This is a genomic window from Bradyrhizobium guangdongense, from assembly GCF_006483445.1.
Lineage (GTDB): Bacteria > Pseudomonadota > Alphaproteobacteria > Rhizobiales > Xanthobacteraceae > Bradyrhizobium > Bradyrhizobium guangdongense_A.
In genome coordinates, this window is sequence record NZ_PPPT01000119.1 from 1 (window position 1) to 24582 (window position 24582).

General features: G+C 64.9%; 32 protein-coding genes. 16 read left to right on the top strand and 16 right to left on the bottom strand.

Annotated features, from left to right (window positions below):
• Positions 1 to 568, bottom strand: a 568-nt coding sequence (locus C2U70_RS17475) for a dienelactone hydrolase family protein (RefSeq protein WP_433960684.1), incomplete at its 3' end; no start/stop codon positions are given.
• A gap of 137 nt (positions 569 to 705) precedes the next feature.
• On the opposite strand from C2U70_RS17475, the gene C2U70_RS17480 reads away from it, so the two are divergent.
• Entirely contained in the window at positions 706 to 1170 is a 465-nt protein-coding gene (locus C2U70_RS17480) for a cupin domain-containing protein (protein ID WP_140979673.1), read from the top strand.
• 7 nt (positions 1171 to 1177) lie between these two features.
• Here C2U70_RS17480 and C2U70_RS17485 read toward each other — a convergent pair whose 3' ends face one another.
• Positions 1178 to 2140 carry an alpha/beta hydrolase gene (locus C2U70_RS17485; RefSeq protein ID WP_140979674.1) on the bottom strand — a complete coding sequence of 321 codons (963 nt, stop codon included), beginning with the start codon at positions 2138 to 2140 and terminating at the stop codon, positions 1178 to 1180.
• On the opposite strand from C2U70_RS17485, the gene C2U70_RS17490 reads away from it, so the two are divergent.
• Positions 2139 to 2456, top strand: a complete 318-nt coding sequence (locus tag C2U70_RS17490; protein WP_140979675.1) for a hypothetical protein — start codon at positions 2139 to 2141, stop codon at positions 2454 to 2456. The genes C2U70_RS17485 and C2U70_RS17490 overlap by 2 nt on opposite strands.
• A 276-nt stretch (positions 2457 to 2732) precedes the next feature.
• Here the strand turns inward: C2U70_RS17490 and C2U70_RS17500 are convergent, their stop codons facing one another.
• From C2U70_RS17500 to C2U70_RS17510, 3 genes are read right to left on the bottom strand one after another with little or no spacing between them, the layout of a single operon-like run.
• A complete protein-coding gene (locus C2U70_RS17500) occupies positions 2733 to 3851 on the bottom strand; it encodes an HD-GYP domain-containing protein (RefSeq protein WP_140979677.1) in 1119 nt (372 codons plus the stop codon).
• Between the two features lie 46 nt (positions 3852 to 3897).
• Positions 3898 to 4230 (bottom strand): PilZ domain-containing protein, encoded by a 333-nt coding sequence (locus tag C2U70_RS17505; protein ID WP_140979678.1) that lies wholly within the window; start codon positions 4228 to 4230, stop codon positions 3898 to 3900.
• Positions 4227 to 5252 (bottom strand): DUF2336 domain-containing protein, encoded by a 1026-nt coding sequence (locus tag C2U70_RS17510; protein ID WP_349629574.1) that lies wholly within the window; start codon positions 5250 to 5252, stop codon positions 4227 to 4229. The genes C2U70_RS17505 and C2U70_RS17510 overlap by 4 nt, the downstream gene beginning before the upstream one ends.
• Positions 5253 to 5635: 383 nt before the next feature.
• Here C2U70_RS17510 and C2U70_RS17515 point away from each other — a divergent pair, with 383 nt between their 5' ends.
• Complete coding sequence (locus C2U70_RS17515) at positions 5636 to 6583, top strand: AraC family transcriptional regulator (protein ID WP_140979718.1); 948 nt, start codon at positions 5636 to 5638, stop codon at positions 6581 to 6583.
• A gap of 55 nt (positions 6584 to 6638) precedes the next feature.
• Positions 6639 to 7229 carry an NADPH-dependent FMN reductase gene (locus C2U70_RS17520; RefSeq protein WP_140979680.1) on the top strand — a complete coding sequence of 197 codons (591 nt, stop codon included), beginning with the start codon at positions 6639 to 6641 and terminating at the stop codon, positions 7227 to 7229.
• A 99-nt stretch (positions 7230 to 7328) separates the two neighbouring features.
• On the opposite strand, the gene C2U70_RS17525 is transcribed toward C2U70_RS17520, so the two are convergent.
• From C2U70_RS17525 to C2U70_RS17535, 3 genes are all read right to left on the bottom strand, one after another.
• The gene (locus C2U70_RS17525; protein ID WP_140979681.1) at positions 7329 to 7763 is read right to left on the bottom strand and encodes a GFA family protein; all 435 of its coding nucleotides are present in this window, start codon (positions 7761 to 7763) and stop codon (positions 7329 to 7331) included.
• Between the two features lie 75 nt (positions 7764 to 7838).
• Complete coding sequence (locus tag C2U70_RS17530) at positions 7839 to 9923, bottom strand: methyl-accepting chemotaxis protein (protein WP_140979682.1); 2085 nt, start codon at positions 9921 to 9923, stop codon at positions 7839 to 7841.
• A gap of 78 nt (positions 9924 to 10001) precedes the next feature.
• Positions 10002 to 10439, bottom strand: a complete 438-nt coding sequence (locus C2U70_RS17535) for a DUF1810 domain-containing protein (protein ID WP_140979683.1) — start codon at positions 10437 to 10439, stop codon at positions 10002 to 10004.
• 205 nt (positions 10440 to 10644) lie between these two features.
• Between C2U70_RS17535 and C2U70_RS17540 the strand changes: the two genes are divergently transcribed.
• From C2U70_RS17540 to C2U70_RS17575, 8 genes are all read left to right on the top strand, one after another.
• Positions 10645 to 11598 (top strand): DUF2778 domain-containing protein, encoded by a 954-nt coding sequence (locus C2U70_RS17540; protein ID WP_186294320.1) that lies wholly within the window; start codon positions 10645 to 10647, stop codon positions 11596 to 11598.
• A gap of 64 nt (positions 11599 to 11662) precedes the next feature.
• Positions 11663 to 11920, top strand: a complete 258-nt coding sequence (locus tag C2U70_RS17545) for a hypothetical protein (protein WP_140979685.1) — start codon at positions 11663 to 11665, stop codon at positions 11918 to 11920.
• Between the two features lie 215 nt (positions 11921 to 12135).
• Complete coding sequence (locus tag C2U70_RS17550) at positions 12136 to 13632, top strand: ATP-binding protein (protein ID WP_140979686.1); 1497 nt, start codon at positions 12136 to 12138, stop codon at positions 13630 to 13632.
• An 87-nt stretch (positions 13633 to 13719) separates the two neighbouring features.
• Positions 13720 to 14445, top strand: a complete 726-nt coding sequence (locus C2U70_RS17555) for a DUF6064 family protein (protein WP_186294321.1) — start codon at positions 13720 to 13722, stop codon at positions 14443 to 14445.
• Positions 14446 to 14524: 79 nt separating this feature from the next.
• On the top strand, positions 14525 to 15226 hold the full coding sequence (gene minC, locus C2U70_RS17560; protein WP_140979687.1) for a septum site-determining protein MinC: 702 nt from the start codon (positions 14525 to 14527) through the stop codon (positions 15224 to 15226).
• A 21-nt stretch (positions 15227 to 15247) separates the two neighbouring features.
• On the top strand, positions 15248 to 16063 hold the full coding sequence (minD, locus tag C2U70_RS17565; RefSeq protein WP_140979688.1) for a septum site-determining protein MinD: 816 nt from the start codon (positions 15248 to 15250) through the stop codon (positions 16061 to 16063).
• Positions 16060 to 16341 (top strand): cell division topological specificity factor MinE, encoded by a 282-nt coding sequence (minE, locus tag C2U70_RS17570; protein WP_140979689.1) that lies wholly within the window; start codon positions 16060 to 16062, stop codon positions 16339 to 16341. The genes minD and minE overlap by 4 nt, the downstream gene beginning before the upstream one ends.
• Before the next feature lie 91 nt (positions 16342 to 16432).
• A complete protein-coding gene (locus C2U70_RS17575) occupies positions 16433 to 16618 on the top strand; it encodes a hypothetical protein (protein WP_140979690.1) in 186 nt (61 codons plus the stop codon).
• Between the two features lie 7 nt (positions 16619 to 16625).
• On the opposite strand, the gene C2U70_RS17580 is transcribed toward C2U70_RS17575, so the two are convergent.
• The 3 genes from C2U70_RS17580 to C2U70_RS17590 all read right to left on the bottom strand — a co-directional run bounded on the left by C2U70_RS17580 (position 16626) and on the right by C2U70_RS17590 (position 18561).
• Positions 16626 to 16865 (bottom strand): hypothetical protein, encoded by a 240-nt coding sequence (locus tag C2U70_RS17580; protein WP_140979691.1) that lies wholly within the window; start codon positions 16863 to 16865, stop codon positions 16626 to 16628.
• A 106-nt stretch (positions 16866 to 16971) separates the two neighbouring features.
• Entirely contained in the window at positions 16972 to 18096 is a 1125-nt protein-coding gene (locus C2U70_RS17585; protein WP_140979692.1) for a hypothetical protein, read from the bottom strand.
• Positions 18097 to 18183: 87 nt separating this feature from the next.
• Positions 18184 to 18561 carry a hypothetical protein gene (locus C2U70_RS17590; RefSeq protein ID WP_140979693.1) on the bottom strand — a complete coding sequence of 126 codons (378 nt, stop codon included), beginning with the start codon at positions 18559 to 18561 and terminating at the stop codon, positions 18184 to 18186.
• Positions 18562 to 18697: 136 nt separating this feature from the next.
• On the opposite strand from C2U70_RS17590, the gene C2U70_RS17595 reads away from it, so the two are divergent.
• Entirely contained in the window at positions 18698 to 19483 is a 786-nt protein-coding gene (locus tag C2U70_RS17595; protein WP_140979694.1) for an SDR family NAD(P)-dependent oxidoreductase, read from the top strand.
• Here the strand turns inward: C2U70_RS17595 and C2U70_RS17600 are convergent, their stop codons facing one another.
• The 3 genes from C2U70_RS17600 to C2U70_RS17610 form a co-directional block, all read right to left on the bottom strand.
• Positions 19484 to 19720 carry a DUF6894 family protein gene (locus C2U70_RS17600; protein WP_140979695.1) on the bottom strand — a complete coding sequence of 79 codons (237 nt, stop codon included), beginning with the start codon at positions 19718 to 19720 and terminating at the stop codon, positions 19484 to 19486.
• A 319-nt stretch (positions 19721 to 20039) separates the two neighbouring features.
• Positions 20040 to 20300, bottom strand: coding sequence for a hypothetical protein (locus C2U70_RS17605; RefSeq protein ID WP_140979696.1), 261 nt, complete (start codon positions 20298 to 20300; stop codon positions 20040 to 20042).
• An 86-nt stretch (positions 20301 to 20386) separates the two neighbouring features.
• Positions 20387 to 21394, bottom strand: coding sequence for a hypothetical protein (locus C2U70_RS17610; RefSeq protein WP_140979697.1), 1008 nt, complete (start codon positions 21392 to 21394; stop codon positions 20387 to 20389).
• A 318-nt stretch (positions 21395 to 21712) separates the two neighbouring features.
• Between C2U70_RS17610 and C2U70_RS17615 the strand changes: the two genes are divergently transcribed.
• A complete protein-coding gene (locus tag C2U70_RS17615) occupies positions 21713 to 22321 on the top strand; it encodes a L,D-transpeptidase (RefSeq protein ID WP_186294324.1) in 609 nt (202 codons plus the stop codon).
• Positions 22322 to 22334: 13 nt separating this feature from the next.
• On the opposite strand, the gene C2U70_RS17620 is transcribed toward C2U70_RS17615, so the two are convergent.
• The gene (locus C2U70_RS17620) at positions 22335 to 22766 is read right to left on the bottom strand and encodes a COG4315 family predicted lipoprotein (RefSeq protein WP_140979699.1); all 432 of its coding nucleotides are present in this window, start codon (positions 22764 to 22766) and stop codon (positions 22335 to 22337) included.
• Positions 22767 to 23049: 283 nt separating this feature from the next.
• Between C2U70_RS17620 and C2U70_RS17625 the strand changes: the two genes are divergently transcribed.
• On the top strand, positions 23050 to 23331 hold the full coding sequence (locus C2U70_RS17625; RefSeq protein ID WP_140979700.1) for a hypothetical protein: 282 nt from the start codon (positions 23050 to 23052) through the stop codon (positions 23329 to 23331).
• A gap of 133 nt (positions 23332 to 23464) precedes the next feature.
• Positions 23465 to 23983: a DUF1993 domain-containing protein gene (locus tag C2U70_RS17630; RefSeq protein WP_140979701.1), complete on the top strand. Its 519-nt coding sequence runs from the start codon at positions 23465 to 23467 to the stop codon at positions 23981 to 23983.
• A gap of 108 nt (positions 23984 to 24091) precedes the next feature.
• Here the strand turns inward: C2U70_RS17630 and C2U70_RS17635 are convergent, their stop codons facing one another.
• Positions 24092 to 24556: a MarR family winged helix-turn-helix transcriptional regulator gene (locus C2U70_RS17635; protein ID WP_140979702.1), complete on the bottom strand. Its 465-nt coding sequence runs from the start codon at positions 24554 to 24556 to the stop codon at positions 24092 to 24094.
• Between the last annotated feature and the right edge of the window lie 26 nt (positions 24557 to 24582).

Genomic DNA, 24582 nt, shown 5'->3' on the forward strand with positions numbered 1-24582 from the left:
CGCCGCGAAAGCCCGCGGCTGAGCCCTGACGGATCATCACGTTCAGCGCGGTGCTGCCGCCATTCGACCAGCCCTGCAAAAAGACCTGGCCGCCGTTAACGTCGCTGCGGGTTCGCAAATAGGCGAGCGCGCCCTCGGCGTCGCGCGGACGCACGGTCTTTTCGTTGACGTCGGCGCGATCGGGATCGCCATGGGTGAAGCGGCCAAAACCGTAAGCCTTGCCGCGCGGCCCAAAACTGTCCGGCAGCAGCGCGAGGTAGCCGCGATCGGCCCAGTACTGGCCCCACATGGCATGGCGCTTCGACAGCGTCGATGCATTGCAGTCGGATGCAGTCTTGGGGCCGACGAAGGTGCAGGTCGAGTTGGTGTTGCTCGAATAAGGCCCGCCGCGGCCGTGCAGCATGACGATGGCTGGGTAGGGACCTGCGGATTTCGGCTTGAAGACATAGCCGACGATTTGGGTGCTGCCGTCGCCGCTCGGAAAATACACCGTCTGCGGTTCGGCCGCGGCGCCGGTGACCAGCCAGGTCCAGGCGAGGGCAGCACACGGGATCAAACGGCTTGGCATGGCTGGCGAGAATCTCTCCTCGTGGCAGCAGACACCAGCGTGGTTGCGGTTTCAACCGTGCTTGCTGCACTGCGCGCTGACGGGGCCGTGGAGAGCTGCTAGCCTTGTCGGCAACAACGCTGGAACGGAGCATCGTCATGGACGCCGTGACCCCAAAAGACCCGCAGACCGCCGATCAGCACTCGCATCTCGTGCAGCCGCAAGCCATGGACTGGCAGACAACGCGCTTTCCCGGCTGCGAGGCCAAGACGCTGCTGTTCGACCGCACCACCGGATTGATGACGGCCCTGATGCGCTTCGCGCCGGGGTCGGTGCTGCCCGACCACGAGCATGTCGGCATCGAGCAGAGCTACGTGATCGATGGCTCGCTCGTCGACAAGGAGGGGCCGGCCAAGGGCATCGCCTGCAAGGCCGGCGAGTTCATCTGGCGCGAGGCCGGCAGCCGCCACGCCGCCTGGTGTCCGGACGGCGCACTGATCCTTGCGATCTTTCAGGTGCCCAACAAGTTCTTCGAGGCCGATGGCCGCGTTGTTGATGCCTCCGGCCAGGATTGGGACGGAACCTGGGGCCACACCGACGCGCAGCGGGCGCGCCGGGGATAGCTCCTCGTTAGACGCCCCGCGCGAGCAACGCCCGGAAATCGGCGCGGGCGCGTTGCGCTTCCGCGCGCGCGACCTCCGACGTCTCGCCCATGCTGAAATAGCCGTGGATCAGGCCGGGGCCTTCGTGGTGCCTGACCTTCACGCCGGCCGCCTCCAGCGCGCGGGCATAGGCTGCGCCTTCGTCGCGGAGCGGATCGAACCAGGCCGTCGTAACCACGGCAGGTGCTGCGCCCGCGAGCGACGCGGCGCGCAGCGGCGATGCGCGCCAGTCGCCGGCGTCAGCGGGATCGGCAAAATAGTGGCCGGCAAACCATTCCATCACCGCGCGTGACAGGAAATAGCCGTCGGCGTTTTCGCTGCGCGAGGGGAAACGGGCGTTCTCGTTGCTATCTGCGTAATTGCCGACGGCGTCGGTCGCGGGATAGACGAGGAGTTGTCCGGCGAGCGTGATGCCAGCATCGCGGCAGGCGAGCGCGGTGACGGCCGCGAGATTGCCACCGGCGCTGTCGCCGGCAACACCGAGGCGCTTTGCGTCGCCGCCAAATTCCGTCACGCGGGTGAAGATGTCGGTCGTCGCTGCCACGGCATCCTCGAATGCGCCGGGAAAACGCGTCTCCGGCGGCCGCCGGTAGTCGACGGAGACGACGACCGCGCCAGTCTCGATCGCGAGGTTGCGCGCCTGCCGGTCATGCGTTTCCAGATCGCCCGCGACCCAGCCGCCGCCATGGAAAAACACCACGGTCGGCGCCGTTTCCGAGCCAATGCGATAGACCCGCGCCGCAATTGGCCCTGCGCCGCCTTTCACCTCAATATCCCTGACGCTGTCGACCGCCGGCGGCGGCACCGCCGCGCGCGCCGCAGCCAGTGCACGCAAGGAATCGCGGGCGCTCTGCGGTGTCATGGTCGCGGGATCGCGCAACGGCAGCGCCGGAATGATCTGGGCGATGACGGGATCGAGCGGTGCGGCCATGGCGTATTCCCTGGATTTCCTTGATTGCAGGCTTCTTGCCTGTTTGAGCGCTTCTTGGTTCTGGTTGGTGGTTAACATAGATTTCGCGCACCGCGCCGGCAATCGCCGGTCCATCATGCCAACGATGCAGAGACGCAAGTCGCGCGCGAGCGCGCAAGGGCAGGGAGCACAAGACGCGGAATCCGAAGCGCTGGCCTCAGTCGCGTCGCAGCGTGGGTTCAAGCGAGAAAAATATTCTCTGAGTCGGCTGCTGAAAATTTTGGGTGTGGACCGCGCGACGGCTCTTGCAATCTCGAACGGTCAGGAGGAACAATAAGGCCCTGAGAGGGTTTGTTGCTGGCGCGAGGGAATTGATATGCGGCGGCTGGCTAGCCTGGTCCGATGGTTCTTCGGACCACGAGGTATCAGACATCCGGTGGATGACGATCCCAGCCTGCCTTTCACACCCGACGAGTTTGGCCGCCTGATCCGCAGCGGAAATCACGACGACATGAAGCGCCTGGCGGAGGGACTCGCCTGCCGGTCGATCCCGCGCCGGTCCAGATACCGCGCCACGCACTGATCCCGCTTCAGCGCAAAACCACCGCTGAGATTACCGCGTCAGGGCCACTGCCTTGAACGACGCGACCAGCGGCTTCTCCAGCTTTCCGTTCATCCCGCAGAGAATGTTGTAGGCCTCCTCACGCGGCAGCGTGGGCCTGTACGGTCGATGTTCAATCAGGGCAGAGAAGATATCGGCAATCGTGAGGATTCGAACGATGTCGGAAATGTTCTCGGCGCAGAGCCCGTCGGGGTACCCGCTGCCGTCGAGATATTCGTGATGATGTCTGACGGCGTCGAGGATCTCGGGCGAAACTCCGTCGTGATCCCTGAGGAACTCATATCCCGTTACGGGATGTGTTTCGATCAGCACTCGTTCTTCTGCGTCGAGACGTCCGGGCTTGTCGAGGACCGCCAGCGGAATCTTCGCTTTGCCGATGTCGTGGAACATGGCGGCGGTGTAGAGCCGCTCGAGATCGGTTTTTCGCACCCCCAGGCTCAGGCCAAAATCGATCGCCACGCCCGTAACGAGCAGGCAGTGCTGATAGGTGCCCTCGTGATGACGCCGCACTGTCGTCAACCATTTCGACAGGCCATGCTCGGAAATGCGATTGGCGATCTTGCGGCCGGCTTCCCTGGTGCCGTCGACGTCGATCGCCTGGCCCAGCATGAGCGAGGCGAACATCGCAGCGATGGCGGTGGCTCCCGCCTCGGCGGCATCGTTCGGCTGCGCGGCTTGTTCTGACGCGGAGGAGCCGGTCTCGGTTTGGTCCATCAACGCCGCCATCAGCTTGGTTCGGTCGATCGTCCCGGGCAGCACCAGCGTTGCGCCGAGCGCGTAGGCTTGCGAGATGCAGACGTGCGAGGTCTGCTCGACGATGAAAATGCGCTTGGCCGTCTTGGCAATGCGTGCGGCGCGCTTTTTCAGCGCTGCGATGTTCTCGACGATGCGCAGGTCGGCGCGCACCACCACGGCAAGCGGGGTGTGAGGAAGCTTTGCTTCGGCGTCGAGCCTTTCGCCCGCGACCGTGAACTTGCGTTCCAGGATCGAGCAGACGCCCGACAATTTGTCCGAGGTGTCGGCCAGGACGTGTACGAAGGCGTTTGCTTTCGACGTGTCCTGGGTGCTTCCGTGCGTTTCGGCTAACTTGATTGGCCTTGCGTTCTGCACAGGTCGTCTGCGTTCGGTTCGAGTTCGAGATGATCCGATGGGTCTCTTATTTGCTTGCTGCCGCCTTCTGCGCGGCCGCTTGTGCGGTCGACGCCTTTAGGCTCTTCTTGTTTGCGAGAATGAAGTGAACGCCGGCTGTGGTCCCATCGATCCACACCAGCTCGCAGCGCCGATAGGCCAATCCCGTCGACGACAGCACCAGGAAGAATTCCTTGGCCTGCAACACGTCGAGCGTGCCTTCGACCTCGACCTTGGCACCGGTGTCGGAAATGTCGACCAGAACGCAAGCGCGCCGCCACGTGCCGTCGGAGCCCATCAGATTGACGGGCTGACGATGATCCATGCGCACCCGCATGGTCTTGCGATTGTCGAACTTCATGCGCTCATTCCCAGTTTCGCAGTCTTGTTGTCCGTGGATGCCGCTTTGGTGTTCGCGGCCATCTCGCCCCAGCGCACGGTCCACTGGCTGGTAGACAGATGCAGGGTCTCGAACAGTTGCTGGGCCCGTTCACGATCCTCGAAGGAGAGGCGAATGCCGCCGCGATTGCCCAGGATCGCCAACGTGGTCTGCCAGTTCAGGCGCGAGGCGCGGCAAGCCATCACCAGGCCTTCGCAATCATCGTCGGCCATGACGGCCTCGATGATGTCGATCGGCGCACCTGACAGCACCGAGAGCGCGGTCCAGAGGTTCGCGGTCTCGCCACGGATGGCAAAGCGGTTGACGGTGGAGTCGTTCAGCTTGCCGATGCGGTTGAGCGCAACGATCTCGGGCCTCGCATCCGCATATTCGGGGGCGCGCGGCCGAACCGCGCCTTTCGCCGGGCCGTTCATCTCGGTCGCCGAAGCCACACCCTGCACCGCCGCCGCTGCCTCCGGCGGCGACGCGGCAAGCAGTTTTCGGACCACCATGTCCGGGACGTTCGGCCGGAGCACCAGCTCCCTGGTCAGCTCGCCGTCTTTCTCGGCCCGCGCGGCCAGGATCGCGTAGGCGGCCTCGGACAATTGCGCGCCAGGGTTCTTCGCGATCGCAAGGCAGACCTTCTTGCCGCCGCGCTTGACCAGGATGTCGGCGAGCTGCTTCTCAATTTTGCGGCGGCCGGAGATCGCGAGCAGGTGCTGCTCGCCGCGCGCCGATGCGATCGCTTCGAGATCTTCCCGCGACAGCGCGGGCGAGTTCCGCAGCAGCGGGGTGGCGATCGCGGGATCCTCATGGACGGCCAGACGACGCACCGTCTCGCGCGGCGGCATCTTCAGCTCCGACAAGATCGCGCTGAGCTGTGCCAGTGCGTCGGCCGCAATTCGCCCCGCCAGGCGGACCAGCAAATCGTCAAGAAGGCTGACGTGTCTCTCCGTCAGCCGGTCGCGGCTGGCGACGAGCAGATCGGTGATCTGCCAAAGCATGCGGGCGCAACGTTCGGCCGAACAGGCCGAGATCGCGTCCTCTAATTCTACGATAATGTCCGCAGGCGAAATCGCGCGCATGGCGTGCCTGATCACTAAAAAAATACACAAGGTCCCAACGGTTCAATTGCGCGCCAAAGTTGTTAACATGAGATATACAAATGAGTCGGTAGGGTATTTCAGCACCACGCCGCGCCCGGAATTGATTATCGAAATTTGGCAGCTCTCGCCGTTGTTTGTTGTTTGATCGATTTGATGCGTTGCAACTCATTGATGTGAGCGGGTGGATTCGTTCACGGGGAATCTTGCCAAGCGGGAGGGAAATAGCGCCGGTTTTTGCCGGACGTGCGTCATACGACCACGCGCGATTTTCATGCATTGCCATGGACACTGATCATCAAGCGCCGACGCTGGCGCCAAAGACATTTCGCTTTACCGACGTTGATGAGTTCCGCAGTTCAATCCGTACCCTGAATGTGGAATTCACGCCGCTTGTGCGGACGATTTCGGCCGAGCAGGTGATTCTCAGCCTGCCCGGGTGCGACATCAACTACACGACGTCGTTTCCCCGCATCGTGGATGCGCAGCTCGCGCCGAACTGCACGGCGGTCGGCTTCATGATGGACGATCATGAGGTTCCCATTCGCTTCAACGGCGCGCATCGCGACCGGGCGGCGATCGTGATCGGAAGCGGCGGGGCCGCCTACAACACGGTCGAGGAGGTGGCGCGTCAATATGCCTCCGTCATGTTCACGCCTGAAGTGATCCATCGCGGCTGGCCCGAGACCCATGCCAATTTCAAGATTTTCGAGACCAGTGCCGCCGCTCTGCACTGGTTGCGAGGCCTGATCCGGGAAGTGTTGGCGGCGGCCTCGGAGCCTGCCGATGCCGTTGATCGACGCCTGAAGGCGCCGGCGATGCGGGAATCCCTTCTGGCCGGGGTCGATGCGGCGTTCTCCGACGCGGTTCCCGCGCGCTGGACGGCGCGCCCGAATGACGCGCGCCATTTCAAGATCTTTCAGGACATCCGCGCGCTTTTGTCCGAAGACCTCGGTCAGCCCATCTACAGCGAGCAGGTGGCCAAAAGGCTCGGCCTGTCGGTTCGCAGCATGCACGACGCCGTGCAGCGCTATCGCGGCATGAGCCTGCATCGCTTTCTGCGCCTGCGGCGGCTCTGGCTCGTGCGCAAGCACCTGCTCACCGGGCCCGACAGCGTGAAGGCCGCGGCGCTCGCCTTCGGCTTCTGGCACCTCAGCGATTTCTCCAAGAGCTATCGTGACAGGTTTGGCGAGACACCGTCGGAAACGCGGGAGCGCGGCCGCAGGGCGTGACGTTCTGGCGCGGACGTGACTCGGCGCGCGCGCAACTGCGTGCTAGCGTCCGAACATGAGCAACCGCATCCTCGTCCTCTATGGTTCCTACCGTTCCGATCGCATGGGCATTCGCCTGGCGCAGTTCGTCATCGACCGGCTGCGCCGCCGCGGCGAGGACGTCGAACTCATCGACGCCAAGGCCATCGGCCTGCCGATGCTCGATCGCATGTACAAGGAACATCCCAAGGGCCAGGCGCCGGAGGCGCTGGAAAAGCTTGCGACGAAGATCCGCGAAGCCGACGGGTTTGTCTTCGTCACCGGCGAATATAATTGGGGCATCCAGCCGGGCCTGAAGAACCTCACCGATCACTTCCTGGAGGAGTGGTTCTGGCGTCCCGCCGCGATCGTGAGCTATTCCGCTGGCCGCTTGTCCGGCGCGCGTGCCGCCACCGCATGGCACGGCACGCTCTCGGAAATGGGCATGGTCGTGGTGTCGAGCACGATCGGCGTCGGTCCGATCGGGCAGTCGCTGTCGGAGGCGGGTGAGCCGACGGGCGAGGGCGGTGCTGCACTGGAGCGCGCATTTCCGCGCTTTGCTGATGACCTCCTGTGGTGGATCGAGGCCGCCAAGGCGCAGCGCGCCCGGAAGAAGCCGCCTTATTAGGCGCGACCCATCGGTAGCCCGGATGGAGCGTTAGCGTAATCCGGGAGAGTCTCGAAACATCGAAAACTGGTCCCCGGATTGCGCTGCGCTCCATCCGGGCTACGGGATCTCCTCGGCCGGGATGAAGCGGAGCGTGCCTGCGCGACGCGTCGGCTGACCGGTGTCGTTGGTGTGATTGACGCCGTCCATGACCGGCACTTCAGTGAAATCGAACGGGCTGATTCCGTCCAGGCAGGCCACGTTGACGGCGTACAGGTTCTGGTCAGATCGCCGCTGGTGGTGGGTGTAGATGCCGCAGCGGGAGCAGAAGAAGTGCTGCGCCGCTCGGGTGTGGAAGCGGTAGCTCGTGAGCGCGTCCTCGCCGCCGAGGAACTTGATCCCGCCCATCTCCGCCATGGCGACGACGGCGCCGCGCATCCGGCAGTAGGAGCAGGTGCAACGCCGGATCGAGTTGAAGCCGTCGCTGAGCGTCACCTCGAAACGCACGGTGCCGCAATGGCACTGGCCCGCCCGAACGCCTTCATCGCCCGACATGTCGCCTCCTGTTCACGTCACCCCTACGCTTTGACGGGCGTACGAGAGCGTCCGGACGACGTCAACGGCTTCGGGCTAAGCGGCCCTGACCTCCGACAGGAAGCGGTTCACCTGACCGGCGAGATCGCGGGACTGCGTCGAGAGCTGCTCGGCTGCGCCCAGCACCTGGTTAGCGGCAGCACCGGTGTCGTCGGCGGCGCGCTGCACGCCGGTGATGTTGCTGTTGACCTCCTGGGTGCCGCGGGCGGCCTCCTGCACGCTGCGGGAGATCTCCTGGGTCGCAGAACCCTGCTCCTCGATGGCGGACGCAATCGCGATCCCGATCTGGTCGATCTCGGCGATGACGTCGGCGACGCCGCGGATCGCAGACACCGTCTCGTCACTGGCGGTCTGGATCGCCGCGATCTGCTCGGAGATTTCGGTGGTGGCCTTTGCGGTCTGGCCGGCCAGTGACTTCACTTCGGAAGCGACCACCGCAAAGCCGCGGCCGGCATCGCCGGCGCGCGCGGCTTCGATCGTGGCGTTGAGTGCCAGCAGATTGGTCTGCTCGGCGATGCTCTGGATCAGCGTGACGACGTCGCCGATCTTCTGCGCGCCTTCGGCGAGCGCGCGGGCGGTATCGCCGGTGCGGCGGGCGTTCTCGACCGCGCGGGCCGCGATCTCGGTGGATTGTGCGACCTGGCGGGCGATCTCGGCGATCGAGGAGGTCAGCTCCTCCGTGGCGCTCGCCACCGTCTGCACGTTGGTCGAGGTCTGCTCGGACGCCGCGGCGACGACGGCCGCCTGGCTGTTGGTGGCGGACGCGGTCGAGGTCATCGATTGAGCGGTGGTCTCCATCGCGTGCGAAGCCGACGACAGGCCGCCGACGAGTTCGCCGACCTTGGTCTCGAAGGTGCGGGTGAGCTCGTCGAGCACCTGGGCGCGCCGCATCTTGACGTCGTTCTCGGCCTGCTTCTCGGCGGCGAGCCGGTCGGCCCGGATCATGTTGTCCTTGAAGACCTGCACGGCGGCGGCCATGTCGCCGATCTCGTCGGAACGTGCCGCACCGGGGATTTCACCTTCCATGTCGCCGCCAGCAAGGCTCGACATCCGCGATGTCAGGTTGACGATCGGCGCGCAGACGCGGCGGCGGACCATGACGACGAGGCCGATGCTGGCGACGAGCACCGCAATGAGGCCGGCGAGTGCGATGGAGAAGCTCAGGCGCGCCGCCGAATAGGCCGAGCCAAGCACCTGCTCGGCATTGTCGTAGAAGGCCTCGCGCACGCCGATCACGGCGCCGAGGCCGCGCTGCGATCCCTGATAGAAGGCGTCGACGTCGAGCTCGTATTTGCCTGATGCCGCGCCGTCCTTGACCAGCTTCAGCTCGCGGCCAAAACCCTCGACATAGTCGGCGTTCATCTTCTCCAGCGCGGAGGCGACATTGGCCGGCGTCGTCGGATTGCCGCGCAGCTCCTGCAGCGACATCAGGATCTGGTCGTTGCGGCCTTGAGAGCGGGCGATGTCGATCTTCTCGGCGTCGGTCGCCGCCTTCTTGGCGCCGACGAGGTTCTTGTGCAGGCTGGCGTTGAGGCCGCCGACGTCGCGCAGCGCCCAGGCGACGTTGGCATAGCTCGCCTGCCGGTAGGCATCGCCGTTGAGGATCGCCATGCGGCGGACCTGCTCGTTGAGCAGCGCAGTGACGCCGTTGTTGAACACGGCATTGTCGGCGACGATCTTCTTCGCCGCATCCTTGCGCGCCTCGGCGGGACCGTCGATAGCCTTGTCGATGGACTCGCGCAAGGCGCTAAACTTCGTGTTCAGCGCCTCGATCTGGGTTGCGATGGTGCCGCCGTCGTCGAGCGATCCCGGCAGTTGCTCCTTGCGCAAGGCGTTCATCTTGTTGCGCGCGCCGTCGGTCAGCTTGCGCAGCTTGTCCTGCTCGGCCCGCGCGGCCGGTTCCACCGTTGCGGGGCCGTAGAGAATGTTGGTCGAGTAGCCGCGCTCGGGGTTGAGATAGCGCGGGATGTCGCCGACCGCACGCACGATCTCGAGCCGGCTCTGCGCCTCCGCGATCCGGTCCATCGTCTGGTATCTGCTGACGGCGACGTAGACCGCGAGGCCTCCGCCGACGGTCGAGAGCGAGACGATGGCGGCGGTCAGAAGCGTACCGATTTTCATGATTGGGTCCGGGCAATTTGCTGCGGGCAGAAAGCGTCGCAACGATAGGTTGGCCGGATTAATCCCGGGTTTACGGTATCAGGGCCGCTGATCGAGCCTGGCGAGGATATCCAGCGTCGCGCCGTCGCGTTCCCCGCCGAAATATTTGGCGAGCGTGCGGTCGAACACCGGGTTGTCTGACACCGCGGCGAACAGCGTCATCGACGAGCGCAGCTTGGTGTCGTCAGGCGCGCCCATGATGGCGTTGATGGTGCGACCCTTGACGGCGAGGACGAGGCCGGTGCATTCGACCAGCCGCGGGCCGAGCAGGGTGTGTGCAAGGTAGGCTTCGGCCTCCCTGCGGGAGCCGATGGCATAGCGCTGCGACATGGCGCTGAAGCCGAGGCCTGCGATCTGGGGGAAGACGAACCACATCCAGTGGCTCCGTTTCCGGCCATCGGCCAGCTCGGCCAAAACCCGCGGGTAGACCCCGTTTTGGGCCTCGACGAAGCGATTCAGGTCGAAATTGGCGGTCATTGACACCTCAAGCCTGCCCTTGGCGCGCTCGGCGGCCGCGATTATGCCTCACTTTTGGACGCTGATATGGTAGCTGGTAGAGAGTCTCGACGGGGTTGGGCACCCCGGGGGTTGAGGTCGATTTGGGGATCTGATGGTTTCCGACGCTAGGCATGCCGAAAGGCTGTTGTCGCGCCGCCGCCGCATCGGGCGGGGGGAAACCATTATGCTGTCGCTGGCTGCGATGGCGCTGTCGCTGGGTGCCGCCGCCTGGATCGCCGATATCGATTCCAGCGCGCCCTTTGCCTCCGCCGCCCTGACCACCGGCCCGACCACCTCCTTTGCGGATCGCTTCACGCCGATGCCGACCGGGCAGGCGGGCATCGATGCCAGCACCAGGGCGCTCGATCGCTCGGCGGTCAGCGCCTTCCGCATCAAGCTCAACGACGCCAAGGCGCTGCTGGCGCAAAAGCTGATCTATGAGGACTGGCGCACCAGCCTGTCCGGCGACGACAGGAGCGCGGCCGACGACGCCAGGACCGCGCAAAAGTCCGACATCCCGATTCCGCGATCGCGCCCGCCCCAGGCCGACCTCGCCGCCCAGATCGCCTCCAGCCAGGCCTTTGCCGACGCCAATCCCCGGGTCGACAACCGCAACTTCTTCGAAAAATTCAGGGACAAGATCCGCCTGGCTTCGCTCACGCCGGACAGCGGCCTGTTCGGCCGCGGCCCCGACCTCACCGCGCTCGGCTACGATTCCCAGACCGCGGTCTACGACATCTCGGCGAAGGCGGTTTACCTGCCGAGCGGCGTGGCGCTGGAAGCGCATTCCGGCATGGGAAGCCTGAAGGACGATCCCGACCACGTGCACGAGCCCAATGTCGGCGCGACCCCGCCGGCCGTCTATGACCTCAAGCTGCGCGAAAAGCCCTTCCACGGCGTGCGTGCGCTGCGCATGACGCCGGCCGAAGGCACCAGCGCGCTCGGCCGCGTCGGCCTGCTCACCCACAACTATCTGCTGGGCGCCGGCGGCGATTCCAACGGCTGCGTCTCCATCAAGTTCTACGACCGGTTCATCAAGGCCTACGACAATGGCGAGTTCAACCGCCTCGTGGTCGTGCCGAGCCTCACCGGCGCCACGTCGGCGGCGCAGCAGCGTTCGAACTCGTCGGACTCCTGAGCTTCACCGGAACGGCGTGCTTCCATTGTCGTTTCGTTAAGCCGTCCTCGTCCAGAAGCAGCGCATGAGCGATCCGTCCAAGTCCGAAACTCCGCTGCGCACCACGTTCAAGATCCGGCTGAACGGCGAGACGCTGGCGATTGCCACCGTCGGCCAGGCCTATCAGTTCCTCACCAACTTCAATTCGGTCGAGTGGATGGAATTCCGCTCGCTGCATGACGAAGCCGTCGCCATGCTCGAAGGCGCCGCCGAGAACGCGATGCTTTCGGTGCAGGCGACGAACGCCGTGCGCGCGCTGTTCGTGAGCGCGAAGCTGCTGTGAAGCCCGCAGCCCGGATGGAGCGGAAGCGTAATCCGGGGCCGCTGACAGGCTTGATTGAGAGGTTTCCCGGATTGCGCTTCGTTCCATCCGGGCTACAGCACCCACCGATTCGTACAGCCGTGTGGACGACGCCGATATCAGCCCTCGTTCCGCTCGACGGGCCCCGACCGGGTTGTTAATCCCGCTCTCCGCTGGGGGAGAGTTTGAGTCGGGCTATGACTGTTGCGATCGAGATGGGGCAGACGTCGGCTGGCGCCCCCGCGACTCTCGACCTCGAGGAGTTGCTTGCGACCCGCCTCCTGGTGCAGGGCAATTCCGGTTCCGGCAAATCCCATCTGCTGCGGCGGCTCCTGGAACAGAGCGCGGCCTGGGTGCAGCAGGCCATCATCGACCCCGAAGGCGATTTCGTCACGCTGAGCGAGGCTTTCGGTCACCTCGTCATCGATGCCGAGGACCATACCGAGCGCGGCCTGCAGGTTGCCGGCGAGCGGGCGCGTATCCACCGTGTGTCCACGGTGCTCAATCTCGAAGGGCTGGACGCCGAGAACCAGATGCGCCGCGCGGCTGCATTCCTCAGCGGTCTGTTCGACGTCGAGCGCGATCACTGGTATCCGATGCTCGTCGTGGTGGACGAAGCCCAGCTCTTTGCGCCCGCGGTTGCCGGCGAAGTGTCGGATGAGGCGCGAAAACTCTCGCTCGGCGCCATGACCAACCTGATGTGCCGCGGCCGCAAGCGCGGGCTCGCCGGCGTGATCGCGACCCAGCGGCTGGCAAAGCTCGCGAAGAACGTTGCGGCCGAGGCGTCGAACTTCCTGATGGGCCGCACCTTCCTCGACATCGACATGGCGCGCGCCGCCGATCTGCTCGGCATGGAGCGGCGGCAGGCCGACGCCTTCCGCGACCTCGAGCGTGGCCACTTCATGGCGCTGGGGCCAGCGCTGTCGCGCCGTCCACTCGGCTTGCGCATCGGCGCGACCGACACGCATGCGCGTAACGCCAGCCCAAAGCTGATGCCGCTGCCTGAAGCAGCGCTGGAGGATGCGCGCTCCGTGATTTTGGCGGCGCCGCCGCCCGAGGCCAACCGGCCGCAGCGCCGGCCGTCGCCGGATCTGCTCGACCAGCTCAGGGCCGCGAAGCTTGCTGCAACCGAGATCCGCACGGACGCGATCGAGATTCCCGTCAGCGCCGAAGAACTCGCCGCGCGGCGGGAGCGGGTCGACGGCATCCTCCGTGCGATCCTGGCCGAACCGGACGCGGGATTCCGCGCCGTCGGTGTGCTCTATCAGGAGTTCGTGGTTCGCTGCCGCATCGAAGGCCTCGGGTCCGATGTGCCAGATCTCACCGAATTCCGCCGCATGCTGACGCGCGCCCGTGCAGGCCTCGGTTCCGATCTCGCGGCGGATGAAGCCTGGGAAGACGTCACGCTGCGCGCCGGGATTCTGCCGGAGGATATGCAGGGCGTGTTCATGATGATCGCGCGCGCGGCGAAAGAAGGCTGGCCGTGCCCGAGCGACATCGCGATCGCGCGCGCCTATGGCTCGCACTCGCTGCGCCGCGCCCAGCGCCTGCTCAGCTATATCGAGGAGCAGGGGCTCATCGTGTGCCAACTCGACGGCGCCGGCCGCCGCACTGTGACGCTCGTCGAGCTCGCCTGGGCGACCGCGCCGGGTGATCCGAATGCGGAAGAGGCGGTGGAGCGGCGGGCGGGGTGAGAGCGGCGCTCGCCGACGCCTTGCGCCACATCAATGCAAGCGTCCGAAAAGCCGCAATGTAGAGGCGTCGGAAGGCGAGACGGTCCAATGCTACCCTTCACGCCGGGCCAGTTCTTTGCGGTCTTTGTGGCGTATAATGACGCCATCTGGCCGGTTCAGATTGTTGCCTATCTGCTCGGCATCGCGGCCGTCGTGCTGCTGTTCTTCAAGACGCGTCATGCAAACCGTCTCATTGCCGGAATCCTAGCCCTGATGTGGCTATGGACGGGCGTCGCCTATCATGGGGCGTGGTTCTCGGAGATCAACAAGGCTGCCTATCTCTTTGCGGCGTTATTCGTCGCCCAGGGAAGCTACCTCGCTTATGTCGGCGTGGTTCGCGGCCAGCTTTACTTCGGCTTGGGCGCGGACCTTGCGACCGCGGTCGGTGCGGTGTTCGCTGCCTATGCGGCGATCGTTTACCCGCTTATTGGCGTCGCCGTCGGCCACGCCTTTCCCGAGATGCCGATGTTCGGCGTGACGCCGTGTCCGGTCACCATCTTCACGTTCGGCTTCTTTCTGCTCACGACCGGACGGCTGCCGCGCCTGCTCCTTGTCATCCCCTTCATTTGGTCATTGATCGGGGGAAGTGCCGCCATGCTGCTTTACGTGCCGCAGGACTGGCTGCTCCTCGTCAGCGGCTGCATTGCCGTCGTGTTGATAGTTGCCAGGGATCGACAGACGAAGCCGGGGGTGCCGCTACCGCCTAGAGGCATTCCCGTCGGGCCGACACCTTTGCCTCGCAATGCATGGCACTCGCCCCCGGGTTCCACGTAACTCCACGGAGAAATTAACTCGTCATTAACCATGCCGGGCCGATCATTAACACTTCAATAACAAGGACGAGTCGGCAGCCATGGAGGCAGCAGTAGCAAGACCTCAACGCCAATTGGTGCGTCTGCGCGGGCGTTCCTATGTCGCCTTCGTCTTCGTGCCGACGGTGCCGATCGTGGACTGGCTGCAGGAGATCGACGCGACGATCGCGCGTTCGCCGGGTTTCTTCGTTGGACGTCCTGTGGTGGTGGACCTGTCCTCGGTCGATCTCAGCCAGTCCGGCATCACGCATCTGCTGGCGAGCCTGCAGGAGCGCAACATCCGCGTGCTCGGCATCGAGGGGGTGGAGGAGGCGCGGCTGACGGCCGTGATGCCGCCGCTGCTCTCCGGCGGCCGGACCTGTGCGATCGAACAGAATGCGCCGAAGAAGGCCGAGCCCAAGATCGACCTCAAGCCCACCTCGCTGCTCCTCGAAAATCCCGTGCGCTCCGGCCAGACCGTGATCTTCCCCGACGGCGACGTCACCATTCTGGGCTCGGTCGGCTCCGGTGCCGAGGTCGTGGCGGGCGGTTCCATCCACATCTATGGCGCGCTGCGCGGCCGCGCCATGGCTGGCGTCAACGGGCATTCCACCGCGCGGATCTATTGCCAGAAGATCGAGGCCGAACTGCTTGCAATTGATGGGTTTTATCAAACCGCGGACGATATCGACGCTGCCCTGCGGGGCCGGCCGGCCCAGGCCTGGCTGCAAGGCAACAGCATGCGGATTACAGCGCTGAACTGACCAGCAAAGGAGATTTTTCGAATGGCCAAAGTTCTGGTCGTGACATCAGGCAAGGGCGGGGTCGGCAAGACCACGACCACGGCGGCCCTAGGTGCTGCGCTGGCGCAACGCGGGGACAAGGTCGTCGTCGTCGATTTCGACGTGGGCTTGCGCAACCTCGACCTCGTGATGGGCGCCGAACGCCGCGTGGTGTTCGACCTCATCAACGTGGTGCAGGGCGTGGCGAAGCTGCCGCAGGCGCTGATCCGCGACAAGCGGCTGGAGAATCTCTGGCTGCTGCCGGCCTCGCAAACCCGCGACAAGGACGCGCTGACGGAGGAGGGCGTGGGACGCGTCATCTCCGATCTACGTTCGCGCTTCGACTGGGTGATCTGCGACAGCCCGGCCGGCATCGAGCGCGGTGCCTCCATGGCGATGCGCTTTGCCGACGAAGCCGTGATCGTCACCAACCCCGAGGTATCCTCGGTGCGCGACTCTGATCGCATCATCGGCATGCTCGACTCCAAGACTGTCAGGGCCGAACGCGGCGAGCGCGTCGAAAAACACATCCTCATCACCCGCTACGATCCGGCGCGCGCTTCGCGCGGCGAGATGCTGACCATCGACGACATCCTGGAAATCCTGGCGACGCCACTGCTCGGCATCATCCCGGAAAGCCAGGACGTGCTGCGCGCCTCCAATGTCGGCACGCCCGTGACGCTGTCGAATGTCGACGGTGCGCCGGCACGCGCCTATATCGACGCGGCACGCCGCCTCTGCGGCGAGAGCGTGGCAATGCAGGTGCCGTCCGAGCGCAAAGGTTTCATGGACCGGCTGTTGCGACGGAGGGCGGCATGAGCATGGGTCTGCTCCGGCTTCTGCGCGGCAAAAAGGCGTCTGCACCGGTCGCGCGCGAACGGCTGCAGATCCTCTTGGCGCATGAACGCGGAATGCGTGGTCAGCCCGATCTGCTCGGCGTGCTGCGTGAGGAAATTCTCGCCGTCGTCTCCAGGCATGTGACGCTCGATCCGACCAAGGTCATCGTGCGGCTCGAGCGCGGCGACGAGGTCTCGACATTGGAGGTCGACATCGAGGTGCCCAACGACTTCGACCGTAAGCGCGTCGCGGTCGCGTAGGGAACGAGGCGCCGGTTGAACCGTTGATGATGGACTGCGGCGAATCCAGGTGATCCGCCGCGGTTCCGACGCGTCACAACGGGAGGCGCCCATGATGTCCGAGGTCCAGGTTCACACCATCGCGCGGCAGATGCTCGAACAGCACGGTTTTGCCGCGATCGCAAAGGCTTCCGAACAAGCGCAGGCCTGCGAAGGGCGCGGCGAGGCGGAGGATGCCAAGGAATGGCGCCATATCGCCGACGCCATGAAGATCATTCGCGGACCGCATCAGAGCTGAACGATTTTTAATGCTGCTGCTGGTCGCCGGCCTGTGCCGGATGCCGATGCTGCGTCTGCGACGGGGTGTTGCGCTCGCCGGTTTCCCGGCAAGGGAGCTGGATCCACGATCCGTCGGCAGCCTGCTGATAGGCGCTGCAGGATGTATCAGACGATTTGTCTTCGCCCTTCAGAGTCTCGGAATTCTTCGCCAGGGCGGGCGCGGTGAGCGCTGCGAGCGCGATGATTGCGGCGGTGGCAATCCGCATGGTTGGTCTCCTTTTGGAAGGGGCTCCCATGCTTGCGAGGATTGTGACGATTCATGGGCCGCCGCGCCGGTTCCATCGTCGCGTGCTTAACGCTGCACCGAGGCGCTCACTGACCCACGGGTTCGAGCGCGATGCCGTTGCGGCGGGCGCAGGCGCGCACCCAGCCGATCACGCCGCCATGGACCGAGAACTCGTACTTGTCCTCGATCTTGCTTGCCCTGACCTCGAACACGGAACCCTTTTCGATCGCGCCCAGCAGTGCGTTGCCGTGCTGCGGAAACAGGCCGATTTCGTCGTGACCCTGCATCTGAGCGGAGACGGCCGGGAACGGCGCGCCACCGACTTTCAGCGTCGCCTCGAGCGGCGCTCCTTCCGGCAAATCCAGCTTGGTGTCCTTCACCATCATCGTAAAGCCCTTCGCCCGGCTCGCCATCAGGAAGGTGCCGAGGCGGCGGGTGGGGCCATCGCCGGGGATCACATAGTGGCGGCGGATGAAGCAGACGATGATGCTGCCGTCGCGGTTGCGCAACTCCGAGGCATCCCAGCCCTCGATCTTCTGCTTGTCCTCGATGCCGGGCGGTCCGGCAGGCGTCGGCGGCGTGAACGCGATCTTTGGCGAGCGCGGGCGCGGTGTCGGCATGTCGGGCGCGTTGGGATCGGTCGGCTTGTCGATCGCGATGTCAAAGGTCTTGCCGCATTGTTTGAGCCAGCCGAGCGCGTCCTGCGGAAGGTTGATGGCGATGCTACCTGAATCGATGCCGGCGCCGTCGGAGCGCAGCGTCACCTGTTTTGCGGTGCCGAGTGCCACGAGCGCGCCGTCGGCGTCGCCCGGATGCAGCGCGAACGCGGTGCCCACTGAAAATCCCACGGCGGGAAAGGTCTTGCCGTCGATGACGATCTCGCCCTGGTCGTCCAAGACCTGTTCGCCGGGAAGGCCATCGTCCATCATCGTGAGCACGAGGCCGGAGCCGCGGCTGATATTCAGGGCGAAGCGGGTGTCGACCTTGCCGCTCGCGGTCGCGCGCTGCCGCAGCGCGACCAGCACGCATTGGCGGACCTGGCCGTCAGGACCGGTCTGGGGCAGGGCGCTCCAGGCGCCCGAGGGAAAGCGGACCTGCTGGCCTGCGACGGGCTTGTCGGCCGGCGCCGCGAGGGCGGCCTGAGGCAAGCTCGCTGCGAGCAGCGCGGCGAGCGCGGCGGCCCGTCCAAAATGTCTGAGACCTGCCGGCATGGGCCCTCGCGCGATGTCCTGTTCAGGATTGGACGCGGAGGGCCGGGCCGAGGTTCACGGACGCTGCGCCATCCGCGGCCCTAAAGGTTAGTTGTTGCGAATGAGGCCGGCGAGCGCGGCCTTCTGGGTCGCGCACCAGCTCGTCATGCCGAGGCGGCGCTGATCCATGTCGGTCGCCTGGGTCGCGACAGCGACCTCGGCCATCAGATCGTCGTCCTGCTTCTCGCCCATCTTGCCGCCGGTGTGCATGAAGGCGATCGCCTTGCGGACCTGCTCGGTGGTGCCATCGGGCAGGTGCATGTCCTGCGCCTTCTGAACCATGCCCTGATAAACGATATCCGTGCCGGGGCATTCGACCTTGGCCGCAAACGCCTGCAGCACCATCGTGACATAGACCGATCGCGGCTCTGCATGTGCAGGTGCAGCAATCAAGATCAGGCCGGCGATCAACAACCCGTAGCGCATCCAAGAGTCCTCCCGTTTTTTGGGGAGGCTAGCGTCCAGTGCGGCCCCCTGCAATGGGGCGCGGGCGCCATCACGCCGGATTGTCGTTGTCCGCGCGGCCGCGCTATCGTGAACGGGTGAAATCCCGGAGACCGCCATGAGCCTGCTGAGCACGCCGTTCGATCCCTTACGCGACACGGCCCTCGTGACCGGCGCCGGCAACGGTATCGGCCGCGCCATTGCGCTGGCCCTCGTTGGCGAGGGCGTGCGCACGATGTTTGCCGATGTCAGCGAGGAGCGGGTCGCCGCGGCGGTCAAGGCCGCCGCACGGCCCGAGCTGGCGGTGCCGTGGGTCGGCGATCTCGCCCGGCTCGAAGCCTGCGACGCGTTGCTTGGCGCAGCTCATGCAACGTTGGGACAGGTCACGCATTTCGTGCACAGCGCATCGCCGCCGCGACGCGAGGCCGATCACGCGCTCGCGGTCGACCGCAAGACGTGGCAGGAGATGCATGCGGTCAATCTCGACGCCGGCTTTCATCTGTCGCGCGAGATCGCAAAGCGGCTGATCGCGGCGAAGCAACCCGGCTCGTTCCTGTTCCTGACATCGTTGCATGCGGGCACCCCGCGCAACCTGCCGCATTACTCGACCGCGAAGGCGGCGATGGCGATGCTGGTGAAGGAGCTCGCGAAGACCTATGGCCGCTACGACATCCGCGTCAACGCGCTGGTGCCGGGGGCGATCGCGGCAGGCGGCTTCGTCGCCGATCCATCACTGGCGCGACACATTCCGCTGGGACGTCTCGGTCAGGCGGACGACCTCGCGCCGATGGCGCTTGCCGTGCTCTCGAACAAGCTGTCAGCCTATGTCACCGGCGCAGCCTTCGTCGCCGACGGCGGATTGTCGTTGACGAACTGGTTCGAGCCGCCGGTGCTCGAGGGCTGATTAGCCCGACCGCTGCCAGCTCGGTACGGGATCGAGCGGCGTGCGATAGAGCTCTTTGTGATCGCGATCGGTGACGCGGACCGCGCAACCCTTGCTCTGCAGCTCGGGCTTCACCTGCGACAGCTCGCTCGCCAATTGATGGGCGCGATCCGAGGCGACATCCAGATCTTCGAGGATGATACCGCCCTGGTTCTTGAACTCTTCACCAACCACAAGATCGAAATAGTAGTAAGGCATCCGAATTCCCCGAGTCCGATGTACTCAAGTCCAACGTGATGGGAGATCGTACCACTGAGTCGATCTTTCCCGAATGAACGCGGCGCGCAATCTCTGTGCTTATGGCGCAAAAATCATGTGCAGCACGAAGCTGCGTTAAGTTTTTATTAAACATGTCGGGGCGATCCTGTGCCTCATGGAATTGCAACGGAACCGGGCTCCGGGAACCGGCAGTTGCAAGAGAAGGCCGCCGGCATAAATCCCGGCGGCCTTTTCTCTTGGCGGATTTGAATTCACCGTAGTCGTCCGGATTAACGCGCCGCGTCGACTCGGGAAAACTTCACTGCGGCTTTCGTGCGGAGATCCATCGTGCCAGCGCGACGAGCGCGTAGATGGCGATGGCCAGCGGCATGAACAGCACGAGCATGCCGAGCAGCGTCATGATGTCGGCGATGAAATTGTCCGAGGCCTGCACGCCCGCGACATGCGCAATGATCGCGCTCGCGACGCCGATCAGCGCGAACGCAGCGACGAGTCCAAGCAGAATGACGAGCGGCGGAGCCGCCAGCCACGCATTCGAGATCAAGCGTCGGATCGCCATCGGAGCATTCGACCAGGGGACCGCTCGCGGAATGAAGCGGGCCTCTGCTTTGGCGTCGAAAGTGCGCCGATCGGTTCAGCGGCGCATCAGCGGACCGGCATCGGCGGCCGCACCACCGGCCCGTCATCGTCGGCAACGGCTTGCGAGGCCGATACCGGCGGAGGCGGAACGGCAGCCGCCTGCGCGGGCGGCGCGATCGGCATTGGCGCGTAGCTCGGCGCATAAGCCGGCGCAGCCACCGGCTTCGGCTTGCGGACCAGCGGCGGCGCGACTGACGCGGGCGGTTTTGGCGGGAGCGCAGAGACCTTGGCGCGGGGGTCGACGACAGGCTTCGGCGCGGAAGCTTTCGCCATCTCGCGGGCCATCTGCTCCTGGCCGGCCTTCAACTCTGCGATGGTCGCTTTCAACTGCTCGATCTGCTGTCCCATCGCCGCGAGATCGCGCGTCATGGATTGCATCGCCTGCGGGGTGTCGTGGGTAGTCGCAACAGGTGCTGCAGCAGCCGGTGCCGCCACGGTCGTATCGTGAGGCTGCTCGGCCGACGCTGCCGCCGCGGGTTGATCCGCCGCGGCCGGTTGTGCCTCGGACGCGGCAGCCTGCGCGTCGGAGGCGGGCGTTGCCTGCGAGGCCGTGAGCGTCGGCACCCACGCCGCGATGATCTCTTTCGCGGTATCGCCATGCGCCTGCCAGGCGATCGTCGCGGCCGCGCTGCCGGCGGCGAACAACATGCTCAGCGACGCGCCCGCAAGCCATCTGCGGACCCGCGATCGCTTGCGGGGAGCGCGAAGATCGGTCGCCGCTTCGCGCACGGCCGTGTCGACCGACGGCGCGGCAGTAGCGGGCGCCACAGCGGCTGCGCCGATCTTCGGTGCGCCGATCTTCGGTGCGACGCTCTTTGGTTCAACGATCTTGGGTTCGGTTCGCACCGTCAGGTCCGGCGCGAGGGGCGCCGCATCCGTATCGGCGCGCGAGGCACGCACGATGTCCGGCGAGATCCTGAACGCGTCGTGCGGATCATTGTCCTTTACGCTGTCTTTGGCGGTGTCCTTGACGATTTCGTCGACGATTTGCTTGCTGTTCAGCGTCGCGAGCATCGAAGCTCCCCTAAAGCCTGATCGTCCGCATTGGCGCGAGCCGATTAAAAGAGGTCGTCGCGACCTCTGTCCCGGTCCGCACGACTCCAGTCGGGTTTGACCAAAGCAAGGCGAAGGGAAGGAGAGTGTGGGGCCGTCATCTGCCGCCGATGTCGGGGAACCCTGATGCGTCAAACACGTCTCTGTGTTCCATACGCGTTGCCATCTTTTTTGCACGATTTGGGCAACAAGGTTTCATCCTATTCGCACTGGAGGCAGGCGGTGCAACGCTCTCTTTTCGCAGGGCTGCTGGTGGCGTTGTTGCCGCTCGGCGGCTGCATGCAGACGACGCTTTCGCCCTCATCGGATGCGAGCATGACGCCGCGTGACCGGCAATTGCTGTCGCACGCGCCTTACGCACAGGCGACCATCCCTGAGCAGTACCTGCGTCACATTGTCGATTACCCGCGCAAGGAACAGCCCGGCACGATCCTGGTCGATACGGATGCGCGCTATCTCTATTACGTGCTGCCTGACGGCAAGGCGATCCGCTACGGCGTAGCGGTCGGCGAGGAGGCTCAGGCGTTCTCGGGCATTGCCCGGGTCGGCCGCATGGCGGAGTGGCCGGACTGGATTCCGACCGCGGACATCCAGGCGCGGCTGGGGCCATATCCGGCGCGCGTTCCCGGCGGCCCCGCCAATCCGCTCGGCGCCCGGGCGCTCTATCTCTACGCCGGCAACAAGGACACGCTCTATCGCATCCACGGTACCAACCAGCCCGAATATATCGGGCAGGCGATCTCATCCGGCTGCATCCGGATGCGCAACGAGGACGTGATCGATCTCTACGACCGGGTGAAAGCGGGCTCGATGGTGGTGGTGTTGCCGCCGAGCCAGAACGCAGCAGAGGTGCAGCCGACGTCGCGGCCGGTGCGCTGGCGCGGCTGATGCGCGCTGCGATTTACTCTTCCGGCTGGGCGACCCGCCAGAGCATGGTCGTGGCGATGCCGTTGGCGTCGCCGGGTGTCTTGTCCGCCGCCGACGTGTAGAGCGGCCGATAACGATAGGCCCACATCTTGCTGCCGTCGCTGCGGGTGATCACGGTGAAATCGCCGACCGGCTTGGCGTCCTTGGGCGCAGCGAGGGGCTTCCAGGTCTCCGTGCACTTGCCGTCGCAACTCGACGTCTTTCCGCTGGTGTCGCGCTCATAGTAGTAGAGCGTCATGCCGTTGAGATCGACGAGCTTCAAACCTTGCTTGGTCCGGACCACGCGTGCCGGCGAGGTCTGTGCGTCCGGCTTCGGCGGCGCGGGTTCCGAAGAGCCGTGACCGTTCGCCAGTGCAGGGTCCGCCGAGACCAGCAGGGCGGCGGCCAGAAGTGCGAACCTCAACATTCCAAAGCCCCCAAAGGCAAGGTTAATCGTGCGTTAAACGCCGCATGAGGTGTGCATTGTAGCCCGCAAAAGGTTAGTTCCAGGTTTCGCGCACCTGCGGCATTTTTGGGCAAGCACGCGTCTGGCCACCGCGCCGGCCTTTCCCTTGATGTCGTCGAAAGGAGACGAACCCGCAAAGGATGTAATTTGACAAAATTGCACCCGACGAGATTTCATCGATCGTAACATCTTGCATCAAAGCTGAAGCCATCCACTCGGGCAGGGGGCTCGGAGGGATGCAACGATGAAACACCAGGGCCAACTGGAGACGCGACGCCAAAATGTCGCTTTGAAGTCGATGTCGAGGGAAGCCAAGCAGCTTGCGGGCCTGATCGCAGGCCTGCGCAAGTCGCTTCTCGGTATCGACAAGCAGCGGACCAGAGACGGGTTGTCGAACGCCGACATCGGGATTCTGGATGAGCGGCGAAATAATTTGCATGTGACGATTGCAGCATTGGAAGACCGCCTCTCGGCAGTGCAGGGATTGATCGACCTGGGGCGGCCGCACGTCATTCGCGTGCACTGATCGGCTTCACTTTCCGCCGCACGGATTTGCTTTCGCGCGGGGCCGACAAGCTTTCGCGGGCGAGGCCGCTTGCAATCGGCCAGAATTTGGCAACACTCCGATCCCTACAACAACAGGATTGGGGAGATCCGCCATGGGCTTTTCGCTCTACGACGCAACGGTCGCCAACTATCTGCAGATCCTGGGCGCTGCCAGCGGTTTCCTCGACAAGGGCCTTGCCCATTGCAAGGAGAAGGGCATCGACCCTGCCGAAATGGTCGAGACGCGGATCGCGCCCGACATGCATCCGCTCCGCTTCCAGGTCGTCTCGCTCGTGCATCATTCGCGCGGCGCGATGCAGGCGGTCAAGAATGGCGTGTTCGCGCCCTCCGGAGCCAAGGACGAGGACTATGCTGGGCTGCAGGCGTTGGTGACATCAGCGCGCGACGAGCTTGCCGCGCTGACACCGGATGTAGTCAATGGGCTGCTCGGCCGCGACGTGATGTTCAAGCTCGGTGAGCGCACGCTGCCGTTCACGGCTGAAGGTTTCCTGATGTCGTTCTCGCTGCCGAACTTCTTCTTCCACGCGACCACGGCCTACGCGATCCTTCGCCACAAGGGCGTGCCGCTCGGCAAGCGCGACTTCATGGGGCGGTTGAATCTGAAGATGTAGGTTCGCAGTCAGCCCGTAGCCCGGATGGAGCGTTAGCGAAATCCGGGTTTCCTGCCGTGCGTCGAGATCCCGGATTACGCTTTCGCTCCATCCGGGCTACGCTTCCTTCTAGCCGGTCGTCTCGCGCAGCGGCGCGCGGCTCAACTCGTTGCCGGCGGCGATGGCCTTGCGCATCAGCCGCATCAGTTCGGCGGCTTCCTTAGGCGACAGGCCCCGCAGCATCAGGCGTTGGGCCTCTTCGACCGCAGGCGTAATCGCGCGCAGCGTGCGCTTGCCTTCGTCCGTGATCTCCAGCTCGCGCGCGCGGCGGTCGCGGCTCGAGGCGCGTCGCTCCAGCAAGTTCTTCTGCACGAGGCGATCGACCACGCCCGTAATCGTGGTGCGGTCGTAGGCGATCAGTCCGGCCAGCGTCGCCTGGTCGATGCCGGGGTTCGCCTTGATCGAGGCGAGCGCCGCATATTGCACCGGCGTCAGGTCGAAACCGGCCTCGCTGACCTCGGCCAGGAACACGGCGACCGCGATCTGCTGGAAGCGGCGGGCCAGATGCCCGGGCATCTCGTTGTTGTCTCTCACGGAAACCTCCGAAGGTCTGCGATATT

Coding starts and splice junctions, on each gene's coding strand:
- C2U70_RS17480 (WP_140979673.1), top strand. CDS start 706: ATGGACGCCGTGACCCCAAAAGACCCGCAGACCGCCGATCAGCACTCG.
- C2U70_RS17490 (WP_140979675.1), top strand. CDS start 2,139: ATGGCGTATTCCCTGGATTTCCTTGATTGCAGGCTTCTTGCCTGTTTG.
- C2U70_RS17485 (WP_140979674.1), bottom strand. CDS start 2,140: ATGGCCGCACCGCTCGATCCCGTCATCGCCCAGATCATTCCGGCGCTG.
- C2U70_RS17505 (WP_140979678.1), bottom strand. CDS start 4,230: ATGAAGTTCGACAATCGCAAGACCATGCGGGTGCGCATGGATCATCGT.
- C2U70_RS17510 (WP_349629574.1), bottom strand. CDS start 5,252: ATGCTTTGGCAGATCACCGATCTGCTCGTCGCCAGCCGCGACCGGCTG.
- C2U70_RS17515 (WP_140979718.1), top strand. CDS start 5,636: ATGGACACTGATCATCAAGCGCCGACGCTGGCGCCAAAGACATTTCGC.
- C2U70_RS17520 (WP_140979680.1), top strand. CDS start 6,639: ATGAGCAACCGCATCCTCGTCCTCTATGGTTCCTACCGTTCCGATCGC.
- C2U70_RS17525 (WP_140979681.1), bottom strand. CDS start 7,763: ATGTCGGGCGATGAAGGCGTTCGGGCGGGCCAGTGCCATTGCGGCACC.
- C2U70_RS17530 (WP_140979682.1), bottom strand. CDS start 9,923: ATGAAAATCGGTACGCTTCTGACCGCCGCCATCGTCTCGCTCTCGACC.
- C2U70_RS17535 (WP_140979683.1), bottom strand. CDS start 10,439: ATGACCGCCAATTTCGACCTGAATCGCTTCGTCGAGGCCCAAAACGGG.
- C2U70_RS17540 (WP_186294320.1), top strand. CDS start 10,645: ATGCTGTCGCTGGCTGCGATGGCGCTGTCGCTGGGTGCCGCCGCCTGG.
- C2U70_RS17545 (WP_140979685.1), top strand. CDS start 11,663: ATGAGCGATCCGTCCAAGTCCGAAACTCCGCTGCGCACCACGTTCAAG.
- C2U70_RS17550 (WP_140979686.1), top strand. CDS start 12,136: ATGACTGTTGCGATCGAGATGGGGCAGACGTCGGCTGGCGCCCCCGCG.
- C2U70_RS17555 (WP_186294321.1), top strand. CDS start 13,720: ATGCTACCCTTCACGCCGGGCCAGTTCTTTGCGGTCTTTGTGGCGTAT.
- minC (WP_140979687.1), top strand. CDS start 14,525: ATGGAGGCAGCAGTAGCAAGACCTCAACGCCAATTGGTGCGTCTGCGC.
- minD (WP_140979688.1), top strand. CDS start 15,248: ATGGCCAAAGTTCTGGTCGTGACATCAGGCAAGGGCGGGGTCGGCAAG.
- minE (WP_140979689.1), top strand. CDS start 16,060: ATGAGCATGGGTCTGCTCCGGCTTCTGCGCGGCAAAAAGGCGTCTGCA.
- C2U70_RS17575 (WP_140979690.1), top strand. CDS start 16,433: ATGATGTCCGAGGTCCAGGTTCACACCATCGCGCGGCAGATGCTCGAA.
- C2U70_RS17580 (WP_140979691.1), bottom strand. CDS start 16,865: ATGCGGATTGCCACCGCCGCAATCATCGCGCTCGCAGCGCTCACCGCG.
- C2U70_RS17585 (WP_140979692.1), bottom strand. CDS start 18,096: ATGCCGGCAGGTCTCAGACATTTTGGACGGGCCGCCGCGCTCGCCGCG.
- C2U70_RS17590 (WP_140979693.1), bottom strand. CDS start 18,561: ATGCGCTACGGGTTGTTGATCGCCGGCCTGATCTTGATTGCTGCACCT.
- C2U70_RS17595 (WP_140979694.1), top strand. CDS start 18,698: ATGAGCCTGCTGAGCACGCCGTTCGATCCCTTACGCGACACGGCCCTC.
- C2U70_RS17600 (WP_140979695.1), bottom strand. CDS start 19,720: ATGCCTTACTACTATTTCGATCTTGTGGTTGGTGAAGAGTTCAAGAAC.
- C2U70_RS17605 (WP_140979696.1), bottom strand. CDS start 20,300: ATGGCGATCCGACGCTTGATCTCGAATGCGTGGCTGGCGGCTCCGCCG.
- C2U70_RS17610 (WP_140979697.1), bottom strand. CDS start 21,394: ATGCTCGCGACGCTGAACAGCAAGCAAATCGTCGACGAAATCGTCAAG.
- C2U70_RS17615 (WP_186294324.1), top strand. CDS start 21,713: ATGCAGACGACGCTTTCGCCCTCATCGGATGCGAGCATGACGCCGCGT.
- C2U70_RS17620 (WP_140979699.1), bottom strand. CDS start 22,766: ATGTTGAGGTTCGCACTTCTGGCCGCCGCCCTGCTGGTCTCGGCGGAC.
- C2U70_RS17625 (WP_140979700.1), top strand. CDS start 23,050: ATGAAACACCAGGGCCAACTGGAGACGCGACGCCAAAATGTCGCTTTG.
- C2U70_RS17630 (WP_140979701.1), top strand. CDS start 23,465: ATGGGCTTTTCGCTCTACGACGCAACGGTCGCCAACTATCTGCAGATC.